Consider the following 18,723-nt stretch of genomic DNA (forward strand, 5'->3'; position numbering starts at 1 on the left):
GGCATGCTGGCCGATCTCGTGGCAGACGGTGAGGTGGTGGTCCTCAGCGGGGCCGGCCTGTCGACCGAGTCCGGGATTCCCGACTACCGGGGGGAGACCGGCCGCAGGCGCAGGGCCGAGCCGATGACCTACCACACCTTCGTCAGCAGTGCCGCCGCCCGCAGGCGCTACTGGGCGCGCAGCCACCTGGGGTGGCGTCACATCGTGGACGCCGCGCCCAACGCCGGTCACCGCGCGGTCGCGGAACTGCAGCGCCGCGGCCTGGTCGCCGGGATCATCACGCAGAACGTGGACGGCCTGCACCAGGCGGCGGGCGCGGACGGGGTCGTGGAGCTGCACGGCAGCCTGCACCGGGTACGCTGCCTCGCCTGCGGGCGGCGCACCCCGCGCCACACGCTCGACCGGCGGCTGCACGCGGCCAACCCCGGCTGGCACGCCCGCCGGGAGGTGATCAACGCGATGATCAACCCCGACGGTGACGCGGTGCTGGGCGCCGACGAGGTCGAGACGTTCCGCACGGTGGACTGCGAGGGCTGCGGTGGCGTGCTCAAGCCCGACGTGGTGTTCTTCGGCGAGAACGTGCCGCCGTCGCGGGTCGAGGAGTGCTACGGGCTCACCGAAGGGGCCGGCCTGCTGCTCGTCCTGGGGTCGTCGCTGACCGTCATGTCCGGCTACCGGTTCGTCCGGCACGCCGCCGCCCGCTCGATCCCCGTCGCGATCATCAATCAGGGGCCGACCCGGGGCGACGGCGAGGCGCTGATGACCTTCGACGCCCCGCTCGGCCCGGCCCTCACCACGCTCGTGCAGGAACTGGCCTAGACGTGCACGTGCGCCGGGTCGTCCGGGTGGTGGTGCGGGTGCTGCGCCGCGCCCACCCGGTGCTCGTGGCCCGGCAGCGGCACGCGGTAGAGGCAGGTGTCGCAGTTCATCCGGATGTCGCCGCGCAGCGCCTCGTCGTAGCGCTCCAGCACCAGGCCGGCCAGGGCGGGCGCGGGCCCGATGACGCCGGCGCAGCGCACCTCGACCTCGGGGTGCGCCGTGGCCCACTCACGCGCCTGGGCGGCGGTGCGGTCCGGCAGCACCCCGCTGAACAGGAAGTACGGCAGGACGACGATCCGGCGGGCGCCGAGCGACCGGGCCCGCTCCAGCGCGGCGGCGACGCCGGGATCGGCGAGGCTGATGAACGCGGGTTCGACACCGGCCAGGCCGCGTCCCTCCCACAGCAGCCGGGCCACCTTGACGTGCTCGGCGTTCGCGTCCGGGTCCGAGGAGCCGCGGCCGACGAGCACCACGGTCGTCTCCGCGCGCTCGGACGGGTCGAGCACGGCGTCCAGCCGCTCGTCCAGCAGGCCGAGCAGTGTGGGGTGCGGCCCGAGCGGCCTGCCGTACGCGTAGCCGAGACCGGGGTGGCGCAGCGCCTCCCGGCGGAGCGCCGCGGGCACGTCGCCCTTGGCGTGCCCGGCGGCGACCAGCACGAGCGGGACCACGCCGAGTCTGGTGTGCCCGGCCCCGGTGAGCGCGGCGACCGCCTCGCGCAGGGGTGGGCGGGACAACTCGATGAACCCGCCGGCGACCGGGACGGGGGCGCGGGCGGCCACCTCCTCGACCAGCAGGTGGAAGTCGCGGACACCGGCCGCGTCGCGCGTGCCGTGACCGACGAGAAGCAGCGCCGGCGAGCCGGTCATAGGGGATCCTCCCAGTACAGCAGTGCGTTGACGGCGGCCGCGGCGACCGCCGAGCCGCCTTTCTCGCCGCGGTTGCTGACCGCGGGCAGTCCCGACGCGCGCAGGGCCGCCTTGCTCTCGGCCGCTCCGACGAACCCGACCGGCAGGCCGACGACGAGCGCGGGGCGTACGCCGAGGCGCAGGATCTCCTCCAGCGCGGTGGGGGCGTTGCCGACGGCCCACACCGCCCCCGGGCCCACCTCGTCGTAGGCGAGGCGGACGGCGGCGGCGCTGCGGGTCAGGCCGTCCCGGGCGACGGCCCGGCGGACGTGGCAGACGGGGGTGACGGCGGTGACGCCCGCGGCGACCATCTCGACGTCGGTGACCACGGGGGCGCCGGCGCGCAGGGCGGCGGCGGCCCGCCGCAGGTCCTCCTCGGCCGAGACGACCAGGTCGGTGAGGTAATCGAGGTCGGCGCTCGCGTGGATCACCCGCTCGGTCACGGCCCGGGTCAGCGGCGACAGCCCGGAGGTGTCCGCGCGCGAGCGCAGGATGTCGTACGACCGGGCTTCGATCGGGTGCACCCTCCTCAACCTGACACCTCCAATACGGCGTCGACGGGGCATACTTCGGCGCACTCGCCGCAGCGTGTGCACCGGGACCCGAGCACGATCAGCGCGCCGTCGGCGCCGGGCCGGATGGCGTGCTCGGGACAGGTGAGCAGGCAGGCGCCGCAACCGGCGCACGCGCTGGTGACTACGTAGGAGAGGGCTGCCACGCGTACCCCCTCGGTGTCACGAAGCGGCCCGCCACGGCCCGGCTGGACGTGGCGCCGACGATCACGAGGCTGCGCATGGTCACGGCGGACACGTCGAGCCCGTCGAGCGTGGTCAGCGCGACGCTCTCGCCGGGGCGGCTCGCGTCGGTCACCACGGCGGCCGGAGTGTCCGGGCGGCGCCGCTCGCCGAGGATCTCCAGCGCCCGGGGAAGCTGCCAGTCGCGGCCGCGTGAGCGGGGGTTGTAGAAGGCCACCACGAGGTCGGCGTCGGCCGCCGCGCGCACCCGCCGCTCGATGGCCTCCCACGGCGTGTGCAGGTCCGACAGGCTGATCGCGCAGTGGTCGTGTCCGAGCGGCGCGCCGAGCAGCGCACCGGCGGCGAGCATGGCCGTCACCCCCGGCACGCCGACCACGTCGAAGGTGTCGTCGGCGAACTCCAGAGCGGGTGCGGCCATCGCGTAGACGCCCGCGTCGCCGCTGCCGACCAGCGCGACCGCGTGGCCCTCGCGGGCCAGCCGTACGGCGGTGCGGGCGCGTTCCTCCTCCGCGCCGAGGCCTGAGGTGATCACCCGGGTGCCGGGGCGCAGCAGGTCGCGGATCTGGTCGACGTACTGGTCCAGGCCGACGAGGTAGCCGCAGCGGCGTACCTCGGCCACGGCGCGCGGGGTCATCAGGTCGCGGGCGCCGGGACCGAGTCCGACGATGGCCAGCCTGCCGCGGGGGCGCAGCCGGGCGACGGCGGCGGTCGCCATCGCCGACCTGCGTTTGGGCACGACCAGGTCGCCGCCGTCGGCCAGCGCGGCGGCCTCGGCCACGCTGGGAGTGCCGACCGCCCGCCGGACGACCTCGCTGGGATGCGGCACCTCGACCCCGGCGAGCCGTTCGGCGGGGTGGGTGACGAGCGGCACGCCGAGCACGCGGGCGGCCGCCACGATGCCGGCCTCGTCCGCCTTCACGTCGGCGGTGGCCAGGCGTACGACCGAGCGGGGCGACAGCCCGGCCTCGGCCAGCGTGTCGCGGATCAGTGCGAGGACCTCATCGGCGGCTACGCCCCGGCTCGCGCCGACGCCGACGACGAGGCTCGGCGGCCGGACGACGACGGCCGGGCGCGGCGGGTCCACGACCCGATCCGTCACCCACACACACGGGGGGCGTGGCGTGGCCGACGGGGTGGCGGGCAGCGGCGGCAGCGGCCAGGTGGCGTCGGCGGTGAGCGTCACCTCCTCGCCGTCGGGCAGACCGCCGGGCAGACCGCCGGGCAGACCGCCGGGCAGACCGCCGGGCAGGCTGTCGAGCATGGCCCGGGTCACGGCCGCGACGTCGCCCTCGACCGGCAGGCCGAGTGTGTCGAGCGCGCCGGTGCCGGTGGCGTCGGTCGCGGTGGTGACGACCGGCGTCGCGCCCAGCACGGAGGCGACCTCGTGCGCGAGCCGGTTGGCGCCCCCGTCGTGGCCGCCGGTCAGGGCGACCGCGAAGCGGCCCGCCTCGTCGACGCACACCACTCCGGGGTCGTCGTGCTTGTCGCCCAGCAGCGGCGCGAGCAGCCGTACGGCCGCGCCGACCGCGAGGAAGCACACGACGCGGTCGCATTCGCGCCAGGCCCGGGCCAGGTCGGCCACCGGATACCACCGGGTCTGCGGCCACGCCCGCTCCAGCAGACCGGCGGCCGTCCGCCCCGCCCTCGTGGCCGTCACCAGGCCGATCACTGTCAACGATGCCCCCATACGAGAAAGACCGGATTGGCCGCGGCGAGACGTGTGGCGCCGCCGGGCAGATCGGCGAACCTGCTCGCCGCGAGCGACACGCCGCCGACGTCGTACGCCGCGGCGCGCAGCGCGTCACGTACGGCGGGCACCCTGTCGACGGCGGCGAGCGCGGCGACCACGGATCGCGGGCCGAGACCCGCCACGTGGCCTACCACATCGGCGCCGCCCCCGCCGACGAACACCGCGTCGGGGCCGGGCAGCCCGGCCAGGCATCCGGGGGCCTCGCCGTGCACCACCCGCACCTCGACGCCGTACGCGGCGGCGTTGCGGCGCGTCCGGTCGCACTGGGCGGGGTCGCGGTCGGCGGCGACGACGGCGGCACCGAACCGGGCCGCCTCGACGGCCACGGAGCCGCTGCCGCAGCCGAGGTCCCAGACCAGGTCGCCCACGCCGGGACCGAGGTGGGCGAGGGCCAGCGCCCGCACCTCCGCCTTGCTGATCATGCTGTCGCGGTGCTCGAAGCGCTCCTCGGGCAGCGCCCAGCGCTCCGGAGTCAGGCGCGGTGGCGCCGCCCAGCCGCGCGGAGACGGGCGATCCACCAGGGAGAGCACCACGTTGGGGTCGGTCCACTCCCGCCGGGCGGCCTCGTCAGGCGTGCATTCGGTCACCCGCCGTCCGGCGGCGCCGAGGCGCTCCGCGACCAGGAGCCGGCGTGGCCAGCCGCGCAGCGCGGCGCCGATCTCGGCGGGACCCGCGCCCGGCGCGGTGAGCACGGCGACCTTCGCCAGCGCCCGGCAGGCGTTGACGGCCCGGCGCGGGTCGCGCCCGTGCGCGCTCACCACGACGGCGTCGTCCCAGTTCAGGCCGGCCAGCCCGAAGGCCGCCGCGACCGAGGAGACGGCGGGTGCGACCTCGACGCCGAGACCGTGCTCGCGCAGCAGGCGGACGAGGCCGAAGAACCCGGGGTCGCCCGAGGCGAGCACGACGGCCGGGCCGTCATGGGCCGCGAGGGCCCGCACTCCCGCCGCGACGTCCCCCAGCACGACGCGCGCGGCCCGCGCGGGCACCGGCAGCGCGTCCAGGTGGCGGGCGGCGCCCGCCACCAGCGTCGCCCCGGCCAGCCGCGCGGCGGCCCATGGAGCGAGGGGACGTCCGTCGACGCCGATGACCGTCACCACCCGACGGCCTCCCCGCTGGAGGCGACCGGGGCGTGGCCGTCCGGATCGACCATGATCACCGAGGCGGTGAGCGCGCCGTCGCAGAACCGCTCCAGCACGTTCTTGACCCGCGCGCACAGCACGCGCCCGGCGGGTTCGAGCAGCCCGGCGGCCTCCCACAACTCGTACGCGTGCCGGGCGGTGTTGGCCTCGGCGACCCGCCCGGCCAGGGCCTCGTCGCCGCCCGCCTCCCGGGTCATCCCGGCCAGCAGGTCCTTGTCGATCTTCGACCGGGTGTAGTGCGTCATGAGCACGCCCGCGGCGAGCTTGGTCAGCTTGCCGACCATGCCGACGAACAGCACGTCGGTCAGCCCCGCGTCGGCGGCCCGGCGCAGCGCGGCCCCGGTGAAGTCGCCGACCTCGACGAAGCACACGGCGGGCAGGCCGGGCCGCAGCCGCATCGCGGCCCGGTCGGTGCGCCCGCCCGTGGACAGCACCAGCGTGCGCTCGCCCTGCGCCGCCATCACGTCGATCGCCTGCAGGACGGAGGAGCGCCACGACTCGGTGGAGAACGGCCGCACGATCCCGGTGGTGCCGAGGATCGAGATGCCGCCGAGGATCCCGAGCCTGGCGTTGGTGGTCTTGCGGGCCATCCGCTCGCCCTCGGGCACGCTGATGACCACGCGGACGCCGCGCCGCCCGAGGTCCACGACCTCACCGACGGCCTGGGTGATCTGCGCCCGGGGGACCGGGTTGATGGCCGGGCCGCCGACCTCCAGGCCGAGGCCCGGCCGGGTGACCACGCCGACGCCGACGCCGCCGTCCAGTTCGATGCCGGCTTCGGGACGCCAGGACACGGTCGCGGTCAGGTGCGCGCCGTCGGTCACGTCGGGGTCGTCGCCGGCGTCCTTGACGACCACGGCCGTGGCCCTGGCGTCGCCTACGGCGTAGGAGTCGACCGGCAGCGTCACCCGGCCGCCGCCGGGCAGCGGCGTGTCCACGGTGGGCGGGGTGTCGCCGTGCGCGAGCGCGATGCTGGCGGCCTTCGCGGCGGCGGCGCCGCAGGTGCCCGTCGTCCATCCGGTGCGCAGCGCCCGCTTGCGCACCCGCATCGTGCGCGGCAGGTCCGGCTCGCGCAGCTCAGGGCCCTCGGTCACCGGGATCCCTTCAGCTCGCGCCGGGCCGCGGGCTCGGAGCGGCGGTGGCCGTGGAAGTGGCCCGGGTGGTAGAGGTGTGAGCGCGTCCCGTGGGCCTCCAGCGCGGGCCCGACCAGCACCAGCGTGTGCTTCCAGAGCCGATGGGCGCGCACGGCTGCCGCCAGCTCGTCCAGGCGGCAGCGCAGCACCAGCTCGTCCTCCCACGTGACCCGGTAGCCGACCACGCAGGGCGTCTCGGGCGGGTAGCCGCCCGCCAGCAGTTCCTGCTGCAACTGCGCCGAGCGGGCCGCCGACAGGAACAGCGCCATCGTCGTGCCGTGCGCGGCGAACTCCCGCACGGTCTCGCCCTCGGGCATCGGCGTCTTGCCGCCCTCCAGCCGGGTGAGCACGACCGACTGCGCGACCTCCGGCACAGTCAGCTCCCGCCGTACGGCGGCGGCGACGGCGGTGAAGCTGGAGACCCCCGGCACGACCTCGGTCTCCAGCCCGAGCGCGGTGCACCGGTCGAGCTGTTCCTGCACGGCCCCCCACAGGGCGGGGTCGCCGGAGTGCACGCGGGCGATGTGCAGCCCGTCGAGGGCCGCCTCCTCGTACACGGCGACGACCTCCTCCAGGGGCACCGCGGCGGAGTCGACGATCCGGGCGCCGGCCCGGGCGTGGCCGAGCAGGCCGGGGTGCACCAGGCTGGAGGCCCAGACCACGACGTCGGCGGCCGCGATGGCCGCCGCGCCGCGCAGCGTGAGCAGGTCGGGCGCGCCCGGCCCCGCGCCGACGAAAGTGACCTTCCCGCTCACAGCCGGCCTCCCCGGCCCGTACGCTCCCGGGTGACCAGCAGCGCGGACAGGTACGGCCCGGTCCCGGCCGGGTCGAGCCCGGCGGCGGGCCGCACGTCCTCCTGCGGCAGCCCGAGCGACGCGCCGTACACCGCGCCGGCCAGCCGGCCGGACTCGCGGACGGCGGCCAGCACTCCCGGCAGCATGCGCCCTCCCTTGTAGGCGACGACGGTGTCGTGGACGTCGAGCGCCGCGCGCAGGGCGTCCAGCCCCGCCGTCAGCGGCATCAGCGCCAGCGACTCCCGGCCCTCGACCAGGACGGTCCCGCTGCTCGCCGCGAGCGCCTGCATGGCGGTGACGCCGGGGACCGTGCGGACCTCCAGCTCCGGCACGAGCCCGCGCACGGTCCCGGCCAGGTAGGTGAAGGTGCTGTAGACGTTGGGGTCGCCGATCGTCGCGAACGCGACCGTCCGCGCGCCGGTCTCATAGACGGCGGCGACGGCGGCGCCCGCCGCGTCCCAGGCCGCCTCACGCCGGGGACCGCTGCCCGGCGGATCGGCCAGGGCGAACTCGAGGCGGGTCACCTCGCGGCCGGTGTGGGCGCGGACGATGCGCTCGGCGCGGCCCTCCTCCCCGGTGTCGGCCACCGGCACCACGACCACGTCGGCCTCGCGCAGCACGCGCACGGCCTTCACCGTCACCAGGTCCGGGTCGCCCGGGCCGACGCCGACCCCCATCAGCACGGGCCTCATGCGGCAGCCTCCACGAGATCGCGCGCCAGGCGCGGCGCGCCCGCCCAGTGCGGGTGGAGGTAGGAGGCGTGCACGCCGCCCCGGACGAATCCCTCCCGCCTCGGCAGCACGTACGCCGGGGACTCCCCGGCGGGCGGAGAGCAGGCGGTGCGGTGGAACTCGTGGGCGCGTACGACCGTGCCGTCGGGCCGTACGGCCTCCCGGTAGCCGAGCGTCAGCCGCTCGGTCATCCGCGCCTCCACCGGCAGCACCCCGCACATCGGCGCGCCGTCGAGCGAGGCGGCCAGGTAGAGCAGACCCGCGCACTCGGCCGCGATCGGCAGGCCGCGGGCGGCGAGGCGGGCGACCTGTCCCCGCAACGGCCTGTTGGCGGCCAGGTCGGCGGCGTGGACCTCGGGGAACCCGCCGCCGATCACCAGCGCCCGGGTGCCCGGCGGCAGCGCCTCGTCCCGCAGCGGGTCGACGTACGCCACCTCGGCCCCGGCGGCGCTCAGCAGCTCGGCCGTCTCGGCGTAGGAGAACGTGAACGCCGCGCCGGCGGCGACCGCGACCACGGGCCGCCCGGAAACCGGGATTCCCACCGCGTCGGCGGCCGACCAGGGGGCGGCCGGAAGCGGCGGCGCGGCCGACGCCAGGCGCAGCACGAGGTCGAGGTCGCAGTGCCGCTTCACCAGCGTCCCGAGGGCGGCCACGGCCCGCCGCGCCTGCGCGTCGCGCTCGGCGGCGGGCACCAGGCCGAGGTGCCGCGACGGCACGTGGACGGCCGCGTCGCGCGGCAGGACCCCGGCCACCGGGATGCCGAGCGGCCGCAGCGCCTCGCGGAGGATCTCCTCGTGGCGGGCCGAGCCCACCCGGTTGAGCACCACCCCGGCGATCCGTACGGACCGGTCGAAGGTGGCGAAGCCGTGCACGAGGGCCGCGACGGACGCCGACTGGGACGACGCGTCCACCACGAGCAGCACGGGCGCGTCGAGCAGGCGGGCGATGTGCGCGGTCGAGGCTTCCGAGGTCGGCCCCCGGCCATCGAACAATCCCATGACGCCTTCGACGACCGCGACGTCCGCGCCGCGCGCGCCGTGCGCGAACAGCGGGGCCACCAGGTCCTCCCCGACGAGGAACGCGTCGAGGTTGCGGCCCGGACGGCCGGTGGCGAGCGCGTGGTAGCCGGGGTCGATGTAGTCGGGGCCCGCCTTGTGCGGCGAGACGGCCAGGCCGCGCGCGGTCAGCGCCGCCATCAGCCCGGTGGCCACGGTGGTCTTGCCCGTGCCCGAGGCCGGGGCGGCGACGACGAGCCGGGGGACGCTCACCATTCGATGCCCCTCTGGCCCTTCTGTCCCGCGTCCATCGGGTGCTTGACCTTGGTCATCTCCACCACGAGGTCGGCGGCCTCGACCAGGCGGTGATCGGCGTCGCGGCCGGTGATCACCACGTGCTGGCGGCCGGGCCGGGCGCGCAGGGTCTCGACCACGTCGTCCACGTCGACCCAGCCCCACTTGAGGGGATAGGTGAACTCGTCGAGGACGTACAGGCCGTAGGTCTCGGCGGCGAGGTCGCGCCTGATCTGCGCCCAGCCCTCGCGGGCGTCGGCGGCGTGGTCGGCCTCGGTGCCGGGCCGCCGGATCCACGACCAGCCCTCGCCCATCTTGTGCCAGGTCACCGGCCCGCCCTCGCCGGTCTGCTCGTGCAGCCGGCCGAGGGCGCGCAGGGCGGCCTCCTCGCCGACCCGCCACTTGGCGCTCTTGACGAACTGGAACACTCCGACGGGCCAGCCCTGGTTCCAGGCGCGCAGCGCCAGGCCGAAGGCGGCCGTCGACTTCCCTTTCATCTCCCCGGTGTGCACGATGACCAGCGGGCGGTTGCGCCGCGCGCGCGTGGTCAGCCCGTCGTCCGGCACGCTCGCCGGCCTGCCCTGCGGCATCTACGCCACCCTCCTGACGTCACGGACCACCGCGGCCAGGTGATCGGCCGCCAGCTCTTCCAGACGGATCGCCGTTCCGCCCAGCGCGGCGGCGAGCCGCCCGGCCAGGCCGAGCCGTACGGGGCCGTGCTCGCAGTCGACGACCACGCTCGCGACCCCGGCCAGCCGCCGGGCGGCGTCGACCGGGTCGGGGCCGAAGGTGTGCCTGCCGTCGGTGACGACCACGAGCAGCGCGCGGCGGCGGGGGTCGCGCAGCCGCTCGGCGGCCAGCACCCGTTCCGCCCGGCGCAGCCCGGCGGCCAGCGGGGTGCGCCCGCCGGTGGCCAGCCGGGCCAGCCGGCCGGAGGCCAGCTCGACACTGGAGGTCGGCGGCAGCGCGACCGTCGCGTCCTCGCCCCGGAAGGTGACCAGGCCGACCTTGTCGCGGCGCTGGTAGGCGTCCAGCAGCAGGGACAGCACGGCGCCCTTCACGGCGCGCATCCGGGCCCGGGCGGCCATCGAGCCGCTGGCGTCCACGCAGAACAGCACGAGGTTCGACTCGCGTCCCTCGCGTACGGCCTCGCGCAGGTCGTCGCGGCGCAGCACGAGGCCGGAACCGGCACGGCCGCGTTCGCGCTGGTGGGGCGCGGCGGCGGCCAGCGTCGCCGGCAGGTCGAGCCGCCGCAGCCGCCCGCCCGGCGTACGGGCGCCGACGGTGCGGCCGGACTCACCCGTGGTGCGCCCGCGCCGTCCGGCGGGCCCGCCCCGGCCGACCGCGGCGGGGGCGAGGAGCCGGGTCCGATAGGGCGCCCCCGGCTGGGCGGGCTGGGACGCCGCGCCGCCCCCGGACCCGTCGCCGTCGCCGGAACCGTCGCCGGACGCGCCCCCACCACCCGGCCCGTCGTCGTCCGGTCCGTCGTCGCTTTCGGAAGCGGCCTCCGACAGGGCCTGTTCCAGGCGTTCCTCGTCGAGTCCCCGGCCCGGGTCGTCGAACGGGTCGCGGCGGCGCCGGTGGGGGAGTGCCAGGCGGGCGGCCGCCCTGACGTCGCCGGAGGTGACCTCGGCCCTGCCCTCCCACGCGGACAGGGCGACCGCCGTACGCGCCATCACGAGGTCGGCGCGCATCCCCTCGACGTCGAAGGCCGCGCACACCGCCGTGATGCCCCGCAGCGCGGCGTCGGGAAGCGCCACGCCGGGCAGCCGGTCACGCGCCGCCGTGATGCGCCGGGCGAGGTCGCGCTCGCCGCCGGCGTACGCGGCGGCGAAGCCGGCCGGATCGGCGTCGAAGGCGAGGCGGCGGCGCACCACCTCGGCACGCTCGTCCGGGTCGCGGGAGGCGCGCACCTCGACGGCGAGGCCGAACCGGTCGAGCAGTTGCGGCCGGAGCTCGCCCTCCTCGGGGTTCATCGTGCCGACCAGCAGGAAACGGGCGGCGTGGCGGACCGACACGCCCTCGCGCTCAACGTGGGCCACACCCATCGCCGCCGCGTCGAGCAGCAGGTCCACCAGGTGGTCGTGGAGCAGGTTGACCTCGTCCACGTAGAGCACGCCACGGTGCGCCGCCGCCAGGAGGCCCGGCTCGAACGCCTTGACCCCCTCGGTCAGCGCCCGCTCCAGGTCGAGCGACCCGGCCACCCGGTCCTCCGACGCGCCCACCGGCAGTTCGGCCAGGCGGGCGGGGCGTGGCCGCCCGGACAGGCCGCTCTCGTGCGGGCCGTCGGGACACGACGGATCGGGCGCGGCGGGATCGCAGGAGAACCGGCAGCCCGCCACCACCGTCACCTCGGGCAGCAGCGCCGCGAGCGACCGCACCACGGTCGACTTCGCCGTGCCCTTCTCGCCCCGCACGAGCACGCCGCCGATCGCGGGCGACACGGCGTTGAGCAGCAGCGCCAGCTTGAGGTCGTCGTGCCCGACGACCGCGCTGAACGGATACGCGGTGAAGGGATGTCCGGTCACTTGCCCGCCTCCAGGTCGCCTTCCATCTCCAGGTACGTCGCACGCAGGCCGTCGAGGGTCTCCGGCGACGGCTCGGCCCACAGGCCCCGGTCGGCCGCCTCCAGCAGCCGTTCGGCGATGCCGCGCAGCGCCCAGGGGTTGGAAGCCCGCATGAACTCCCGCACCTGCGGGTCGAAGACGTAGGAGGCGGCGAGCGACTCGTACATCCAGTCGTCCACCACCCCGGCCGTGGCGTCGAACCCGAACAGGTAGTCCACCGTGGCCGCCATCTCGAACGCCCCCTTGTATCCGTGCCGCCGCATCGCCGCGATCCAGCGCGGGTTGACCACCCGGGACCGGAACACCCGCCGCGTCTCCTCGCCCAGCGTCCGGGTGCGCACCGCGTCGGGGACGTGCGAGTCGCCCACGTACGCCGCGGGGGACGTGCCGGTCAGGTGGCGGACCATGGCCACCATCCCGCCGTGGTACTGGAAGTAGTCGTCGGAGTCGGCGATGTCGTGCTCGCGGTTGTCCTGGTTCTTGGCCGCCACGTCGATGCGCCGGAACGCCGCCTCCATGTCCGCGCGTGCCTCCCGGCCGTCCAGGCCCCGGCCGTAGGCGTAGCCGCCCCACACCGCGTACACCTCGGCGAGGTCGGCGTCGTCACGCCAGTTGCGGGCGTCGATGAGCGGCAGCAGGCCCGCGCCGTACGCGCCGGGTTTGGAGCCGAAGACGCGGCTGGTGGCGCGGCGCTCGTCGCCGTGCCGGCCGAGGTCGGCGTGGACGTGCGCCCGCAGCGGGTTGACCTCGGCGGGCTCGTCCAGCGCGGCGACCGTCCGTACGGCCTCGTCGAGCAGCGTCACGACGTGGGGGAACGCGTCGCGGAAGAAGCCGCTGATGCGCACGACCACGTCCACCCGGGGGCGGCCCAGCTCGCCGGCCTGTATGACCTCGAACCCGGTCACCCGGCGGGAGGCGTCGTCCCACTCCGGCCGCACGCCGAGCAGCGCCATGATCTCGGCGATGTCGTCGCCCTGGGTGCGCATCGCGCTGGTGCCCCAGACCGTCAGGCCGACCGTGCGCGGCCACTCGCCGGTGTCGGCGCGGTAGCGCTCGACCAGCGAGGCCGCGAGCGCCGAGCCGGTCTCCCAGGCCAGCCGCGACGGGATCGCCTTGGGGTCGACCGAGTAGAAGTTGCGGCCGGTGGGCAGCACGTTGACCAGCCCGCGCGTGGGCGACCCGGACGGCCCGGCGGGCACGTAACCGCCGTCCAGCGCGTGCAGCACGTGCGCGACCTCGTCCGTCGTCCGGTCGAGCCTCGGCACGACCTCCTCGGCGGCGAAGCGCAGCACCCGGGCGGCCTCCGGCACGTCCGTGACCGCGCCGGCCGCCGCCGGGTCCCAGCCGTGGTCCTCCATGGCCTGGACCAGCCGCCGCGCCTCGCCCTCGAACGCGTCCACCTCCGCCGTCCCGGCGTCTCCCGGCAGGCCAAGGGTCTCGCGCAGGCCGAGAGCCTCGCGCAGGCCGGGCAGCGCCCCGGCGGCGCCGGCCCAGACCTGACGGGCGCGCAGCACGGCGAGCACGAGGTTGACTCGGGCCTCCCCGGTGTGGACCTGGCCGAGCACATGGAGGCCGTCGCGGATCTGGGCGTCCTTGATCTCGCAGAGATAGCCGTCGACGTGCAGCAGGAAGTCGTCGAACTCCGCGTCCTGCGGCCGCTCGTCCACGTGCAGGTCGTGGTGGAGCTGGGCGGCCTGGATGAGCGTCCAGATCCGCGCTCGTACGGCCGGCAGCTTGGCCGGGTCGAGGGCGGCGACGGTGGCGTGCTCGTCCAGCAGCTGCTCCAGCCGGGCCAGGTCGCCGTACGAGTCGGCCCTGGCCATCGGCGGGATCAGGTGGTCGACGACGGTGGCGTGCGCGCGGCGCTTGGCCTGGGTGCCCTCGCCAGGATCGTTGACGATGAACGGGTAGACCAGCGGCAGCGCGCCGAGCGCGGCGTCGGGCGCGCACGACGCCGACAACCCGAGCCCCTTGCCCGGCAGCCACTCCAGCGTGCCGTGCTTGCCGAGGTGGACGACGGCGTGCGCGCCGAACTCGCGGGCCAGCCACCAGTACGCCGCGAGGTAGTGGTGGCTCGGCGGCAGGTCGGGGTCGTGGTAGATGGCCACCGGGTTCTCGCCGAACCCCCGGGGCGGCTGGATGGCGAGCATGACGTTGCCGAACCGCAGCGCGGCGACCACGATGTCGCTCCCGTCGACGTAGAGGGAGCCGGGCGGCGGGCCCCAGTGGGCGGTCACCGCCTCGCCCAGCTCGGCGGGCAGCGCCGCGAACCACTCCCGGTAGGCGTCCAGCGGCACCCGGGCCGGGGCGGCCTCCAGCTGCTCCTCGGTGAGCCACTCAACGTCGTGGCCGCCCGCCGCGATCAGGGCGTGGATCAGCGCGTCGCCGTCGTCCGGCGCGCCACCCACGTCGTACCCGGCCGCGCGCAGGGCCCGCAGCAACACGACGGCGGAGGCGGGGGTGTCGAGCCCGACGGCGTTGCCGACCCGGGCGTGCCGGGTGGGGTAGGACGACAGCACGATCGCCAGGCGCTTGTCGCCGTTGGGCACATGGCGCAGCCGGGCGTGCGCGACCGCGAGGGCGGCCACGCGGGCGCACCGCTCGGGGTCGGCGACGTAGACCGGCACGCCGTCGGGCCCGTCCTCCTTGAAGGAGAACGGCACGCCGATCAGCCTGCCGTCGAATTCGGGCACCGCCACCTGCATCGCGGCGTCCAGCGGGGACAGGCCGGCGTCGGAGTCCGCCCAGACCGCGCGGGGGGTGGTCAGGCACAGCGCCTGCAGCACCGGCACGTCGAGGGCGGCGAGCGCCCCGGCGTCCCAGGCGTCCTCGTCGCCGCCCGCGCTCGCGGCGGCGGCCACCGCGCCGCCCGCGGCCAGCACGGTGACGACGAGGGCGTCCACCGGCCGCAGCGGTTCGAGCAGGTCGTCGCCCGCCCCGCGCAGCGACCCGCAGAAGACCGGCAGCACGTCGGCGCCCGCCGCCTCGACCGCGTCGCACAACGCGTCGACGAACGCCGTGTTGCCCGACAGCTCGTGGGCCCGGTAGTAGACCACGCCGACCAGCGGGCGGCCCTCCCGGCGGGCGCGGCCGGGCCGCACGCCGCAGGCGGGGGTGGGTCTGGGCGGCGCGAAGCCCTCGCCGGTCAGCAGAAGCGTGTCGGACAGGAAGCGCCGCAGCTCCGCCAGGTTGTCCGGGCCGCCCTCCGCGAGATAGGCGAGCGCCTGGGCCGCGACCCCCGACGGCACGGTGGACAGCGCCATCAGCGCGGCGTCCGGGGCCTGCTCGCCGCCGAGCACGATCGTGGGCAGCCCGGCGGCCAGCACGGCGTCGAGCCCCTCGGGCCACGAGCGCCTGCCGCCGAGCAGCCGGACGACGACGGCGTCCACGCCGTCCACGAGCGCGGGCACGTCCCCGACGTCCGTACGCGCGGGGTTGGCGACCCGCCAGCCCGCCCCGCCGCGGGTGGCGGCGAGCAGCTCGGTGTCGGCGGTGGACAGCAGCAGCATCGTCATGGACGGTCCTCCCGCAACGCGATCTCGGCGGTGGGCAGGCCGCCGGGCACGCCCCGCTCGATGAGCCGCCACACGGCCTCGGTGTCCAGGTGCTCCTCGACGAGGTCGCCCAGCGCGTCGAGACGGGCCTCCCGGTGCGCGGCGAACGTGCCGCTCCCCGGCAGCCAGGCCCGGCCGCCGGCGGCGGCGACCTCGGCGAGGAAGGCCCGGCGGAAGCCGTCCCGTTCGAACAGGCCGTGCCAGGTCGTGCCCCACACCGCTCCCGCCCGGCAGCCGTCGAGGAACGGCTCGCCGCCCTCTGCCGTGACCCGGCCGTGGTGGATCTGGTAGCCCGCCACCTCGTGGCCCCGCCACTCGCCCTCCGCGAGCGCCAGCACCTTGTCCGGCGCGTACGCCGTGCGGGCGGGCAGCAGGCCCAGGCCGGGAACCCGGCCCGCCCGGCTCTCCACGTCGTCGTCGACGACCGTGCCGAGCATCTGGTAGCCGCCGCAGATCCCGAGCACCGGGCCGCCCTCGGCGGCGCGGCGGCGCAGCGCCTCGTCCAGGCCCCGCTCGCGCAGCCAGGCGAGGTCGCCGACGGTGGCGCGGGTGCCGGGCAGCACGACGAGGTCGGCGTCGGCGAGCTCGGCGGGAGTGGTGACCAGGCGCACACTCACCCCCGGTTCGGCGGCCAGCGCGTCGGCGTCGGTGACGTTGGACATCCGCGGCAGCCGTACGAGGGCCACGCGCAGGATCTCATCTCCGACCGGCGGGGTGAGCAGGCCGGGACGGCTGTCGAGGTCGAGAGAGTCCTCCACGTCGAGCCAAAGGCCCGAGCGCCACGGCAGCACGCCCAGACACGGACGGCCCGTCGCCTCCGCCAGCCAGTCGAGCCCCGGCCGCAGCAGCGCGAGGTCGCCGCGGAACTTGTTGACCACGAAGCCGGCGATGTGCCGCTGGTCGTCCCGGTCCAGCACCGCGAGGGTGCCGGCGAAGTGCGCGAGCACGCCGCCCCTGTCGATGTCGCCGACGACGAGCGCCGGCAGACCGGCCGCGCGGGCCAGGCCCATGTTGGCGATGTCGCGGTCGCGCAGGTTGACCTCGGCCGGGCTGCCCGCCCCCTCGCAGATCACCACGTCGTAGCGGCGGCGCAGGCCGTTCAGCGCGTCGAGGGCGACGTCGAGCAGGCGCATCTTGTGGTCGCGGTAGGACACGGCGTCCACGTCGGCGTGCGCCCGGCCGAGCACGACGACGTGGGAGTGCCGCTCCCCGGCCGGTTTGATGAGCACCGGGTTCATCGCGGCCTCGGGCTCGACCCGGGCCGCCGCGGCCTGCATCGCCTGGGCCCGTCCGATCTCGCCGCCGTCGGCGGTGACCATCGAGTTGAGCGCCATGTTCTGCGCCTTGAAAGGCGCGACCCGTACGCCGCGCCGGGCCAGCCACCGGCACAGCCCGGCCACCAGGACGCTCTTCCCGGCATCGGAGGTCGTGCCCGCCACGAGCAGGCCGCCGCCGGCCGCCACGTCAGGTGATGGAGCGCGAAACCGGCAGTGAGGCGCGTCTGCGCAGGCCTGTCCGGGCCATGGCATGTCCCCCCTGGGGGTGTCCGCGCCCCCGGTAGAAGGTCCGACGGCCGGAGTATCCTGGCTCCCGGATCGGCGCTTCCCTCAGCCTTCCCGCCCGTGCTGGGCAGTGGCGTGGGTGAGGGTCGCTCCCCGGTGACAGTGGCGGGACCGCGCCGGATTCACACCGGCTTCCTCCGCGTCCGTCGCTTGCGGTGGTCAACATACACCTTTGTGTCGGATGTCCCGCAAGTGTGGTCTGTCTGATCTAGTGGGGACGCTAGGTGCGCTTGGTCACATGCGCTTCAAGGTGGCGATCATGTAGAACGGCTCGTTCTTCGTCCACTTGTTCTCGCCGTGCCCGTTGTAGTCGAACGTCATCGTGCCGTTGTCGTGGACGGTGAGATAGATCGTGCCGTTGCGCACGCAGTTGCCCCGCATCGAGACCCGCTTCAGCCGCACCGTCGTCCCGCTGACCACCTGGAGCCTGGAGGTGCCCACGCAGTGGTAGTCGACGAACTGCTCGGTGACCGTGTCGCCGCCCTTCGGCACGGTCAGCACGAGCGTGTCGTACGCGCCGGGCTCGTAGTCCACCCTGCCGCGCCACACGCCCGCGAAGCGCGCGGTGAAGCGCAGCGGCACGCGTGCAGTGGGCGTCGGAGCGGACGCCGGGGTGGGCGAGGGGCTGAGTGAGGGGCTGGGACTCGCCGCCGGAGTGGACACGGCGGCGGCGACCGCCGTGCCGCGCGCGTCGCCCCCGGCGACGTTTTCGGCGGCGCCTTCGGACGGCGGCACCGACAGCAGCACGCCCCCGGTCGTCGCGGCCGCGAGGGTGACCGCCGCCCCCGCGAGCAGCCCGCGGCGGCGGCCGGAGCCCCGCCGTGAGGGGACGGTGCCGGGTTCCGGAGCCACGGAATGCCGTCCGGCGGTGAGCACGGCGGGGAGGCTCCCGGCGGTCCCCTCCGGAACCGCGGCGAGCAGCCGCATCGTGATGTCGAGGATGCCCGGGCGCTCGGCGGGGTTCTTGCGGAGGGCCAGCGCGACGATGGAGCGCAACGGCTCTTCCAGGTCGCCGAGGTCGGGCTCCTTGGTGAGCACGCGGTTCAGCACGGCGGGCAGCGCGTCGTCGCCGAACGGCGGCCTGCCGGTGGCCGCGAACACCATCACGCCGCCCCACGCGAACACGTCCCAGGCGGGCGCGGGCGGCTCGCCGGCGATCTGCTCGGGCGCCATGTAGGCGGGCGTGCCGACGGTGCCGCCGGTCGCCGTGGTCGCGCCGAGACCGCGGGCGACCCCGAAGTCGACGACCCTCGGACCGTCGGACCCCAGCAGCACGTTGGCGGGCTTGAAGTCGCGGTGGACGATCCCGGCCTGGTGCACGGCGGCGAGTGCGGTCGCGGTCGCCACGGCCAGCCGGTGCAGGGCGGGCCCGGACCGCCGTCCTGCCCGCTGCAGCGTGGGGCCCTCCACGTACTCGCTCACGACGTAGGGCCGCGGGCCGTCCAGGTCGAAGTCGAGCACCCGGGCCACGCAGAACGGCGCGACCCGCCCCGCGGCGGCGATCTCCCGTGCGAAGCGGCGGCGGGCGTCCTCGTCCCCCGACCAGCCCTCATGCAGCAGCTTGACCGCCACCGGCGCGCCCCCGGCCGCGCGGCCGAGGTAGACCACCCCCTGGCCGCCCGCGCCGAGGCGGCCCTCCAGCCGATAGCCGCCGATCTCGGCCGGATCTCCCGTGAGCAGCGGCCCCACCGCAGGCATGCAGCCCTCCTCGGCCCGTTTTCCCCA

Annotated in this window: 15 protein-coding genes and 1 riboswitch; of the genes, 1 reads left to right on the forward strand and 14 read right to left on the reverse strand. The window is 76.0% G+C overall.

What is annotated here, in order from left to right; translation table 11 throughout:
• Positions 1-3 precede the first annotated feature (3 nt).
• Positions 4-819, forward strand: a complete 816-nt coding sequence (locus HHX30_RS14960) for an NAD-dependent protein deacetylase (protein ID WP_169982788.1) — start codon at positions 4-6, stop codon at positions 817-819.
• On the opposite strand, the gene HHX30_RS14965 is transcribed toward HHX30_RS14960, so the two are convergent.
• The 14 genes from HHX30_RS14965 to HHX30_RS15030 all read right to left on the reverse strand — a co-directional run bounded on the left by HHX30_RS14965 (position 816) and on the right by HHX30_RS15030 (position 18,696).
• Positions 816-1,685 (reverse strand): sirohydrochlorin chelatase, encoded by an 870-nt coding sequence (locus tag HHX30_RS14965; RefSeq protein ID WP_169982553.1) that lies wholly within the window; start codon positions 1,683-1,685, stop codon positions 816-818. The two genes, HHX30_RS14960 and HHX30_RS14965, sit on opposite strands and share 4 nt — an antisense overlap.
• On the reverse strand, positions 1,682-2,290 hold the full coding sequence (locus HHX30_RS14970) for a precorrin-8X methylmutase (protein WP_169982554.1): 609 nt from the start codon (positions 2,288-2,290) through the stop codon (positions 1,682-1,684). The genes HHX30_RS14965 and HHX30_RS14970 overlap by 4 nt, the downstream gene beginning before the upstream one ends.
• Complete coding sequence (locus HHX30_RS14975; RefSeq protein WP_169982555.1) at positions 2,254-2,442, reverse strand: 4Fe-4S binding protein; 189 nt, start codon at positions 2,440-2,442, stop codon at positions 2,254-2,256. Before HHX30_RS14975 ends, HHX30_RS14970 begins: the two co-directional genes overlap by 37 nt.
• Positions 2,421-4,148: a precorrin-3B C(17)-methyltransferase gene (cobJ, locus tag HHX30_RS14980; RefSeq protein ID WP_169982789.1), complete on the reverse strand. Its 1,728-nt coding sequence runs from the start codon at positions 4,146-4,148 to the stop codon at positions 2,421-2,423. The genes HHX30_RS14975 and cobJ overlap by 22 nt, the downstream gene beginning before the upstream one ends.
• Before the next feature lie 2 nt (positions 4,149-4,150).
• Complete coding sequence (gene cbiE, locus HHX30_RS14985) at positions 4,151-5,326, reverse strand: precorrin-6y C5,15-methyltransferase (decarboxylating) subunit CbiE (protein ID WP_169982556.1); 1,176 nt, start codon at positions 5,324-5,326, stop codon at positions 4,151-4,153.
• On the reverse strand, positions 5,320-6,462 hold the full coding sequence (locus tag HHX30_RS14990; RefSeq protein ID WP_311922413.1) for a cobalt-precorrin-5B (C(1))-methyltransferase: 1,143 nt from the start codon (positions 6,460-6,462) through the stop codon (positions 5,320-5,322). The genes cbiE and HHX30_RS14990 overlap by 7 nt, the downstream gene beginning before the upstream one ends.
• The gene (cobM, locus tag HHX30_RS14995) at positions 6,459-7,256 is read right to left on the reverse strand and encodes a precorrin-4 C(11)-methyltransferase (protein ID WP_169982557.1); all 798 of its coding nucleotides are present in this window, start codon (positions 7,254-7,256) and stop codon (positions 6,459-6,461) included. The genes HHX30_RS14990 and cobM overlap by 4 nt, the downstream gene beginning before the upstream one ends.
• Positions 7,253-7,987 carry a precorrin-2 C(20)-methyltransferase gene (cobI, locus tag HHX30_RS15000; RefSeq protein WP_169982558.1) on the reverse strand — a complete coding sequence of 245 codons (735 nt, stop codon included), beginning with the start codon at positions 7,985-7,987 and terminating at the stop codon, positions 7,253-7,255. The genes cobM and cobI overlap by 4 nt, the downstream gene beginning before the upstream one ends.
• Complete coding sequence (locus tag HHX30_RS15005; protein WP_169982559.1) at positions 7,984-9,297, reverse strand: cobyrinate a,c-diamide synthase; 1,314 nt, start codon at positions 9,295-9,297, stop codon at positions 7,984-7,986. Before HHX30_RS15005 ends, cobI begins: the two co-directional genes overlap by 4 nt.
• On the reverse strand, positions 9,291-9,905 hold the full coding sequence (gene cobO, locus HHX30_RS15010) for a cob(I)yrinic acid a,c-diamide adenosyltransferase (protein WP_169982560.1): 615 nt from the start codon (positions 9,903-9,905) through the stop codon (positions 9,291-9,293). The genes HHX30_RS15005 and cobO overlap by 7 nt, the downstream gene beginning before the upstream one ends.
• Positions 9,906-11,843 carry a putative cobaltochelatase gene (locus HHX30_RS15015; protein ID WP_169982561.1) on the reverse strand — a complete coding sequence of 646 codons (1,938 nt, stop codon included), beginning with the start codon at positions 11,841-11,843 and terminating at the stop codon, positions 9,906-9,908. It lies immediately after the preceding gene.
• On the reverse strand, positions 11,840-15,397 hold the full coding sequence (gene cobN / locus HHX30_RS15020; RefSeq protein WP_169982562.1) for a cobaltochelatase subunit CobN: 3,558 nt from the start codon (positions 15,395-15,397) through the stop codon (positions 11,840-11,842). The genes HHX30_RS15015 and cobN overlap by 4 nt, the downstream gene beginning before the upstream one ends.
• Positions 15,394-16,965: a cobyric acid synthase gene (locus tag HHX30_RS15025; RefSeq protein WP_169982563.1), complete on the reverse strand. Its 1,572-nt coding sequence runs from the start codon at positions 16,963-16,965 to the stop codon at positions 15,394-15,396. The genes cobN and HHX30_RS15025 overlap by 4 nt, the downstream gene beginning before the upstream one ends.
• 47 nt (positions 16,966-17,012) lie before the next feature.
• Positions 17,013-17,136, reverse strand: a riboswitch (cobalamin riboswitch).
• Between the two features lie 96 nt (positions 17,137-17,232).
• Positions 17,233-18,696, reverse strand: coding sequence for a serine/threonine-protein kinase (locus tag HHX30_RS15030; protein WP_169982564.1), 1,464 nt, complete (start codon positions 18,694-18,696; stop codon positions 17,233-17,235).
• Positions 18,697-18,723: the final 27 nt, after the last annotated feature.

The sequence above is a fragment of the Microbispora sp. H10836 genome (assembly GCF_012999525.1).
Taxonomy (GTDB): Bacteria; Actinomycetota; Actinomycetes; order Streptosporangiales; family Streptosporangiaceae; genus Microbispora.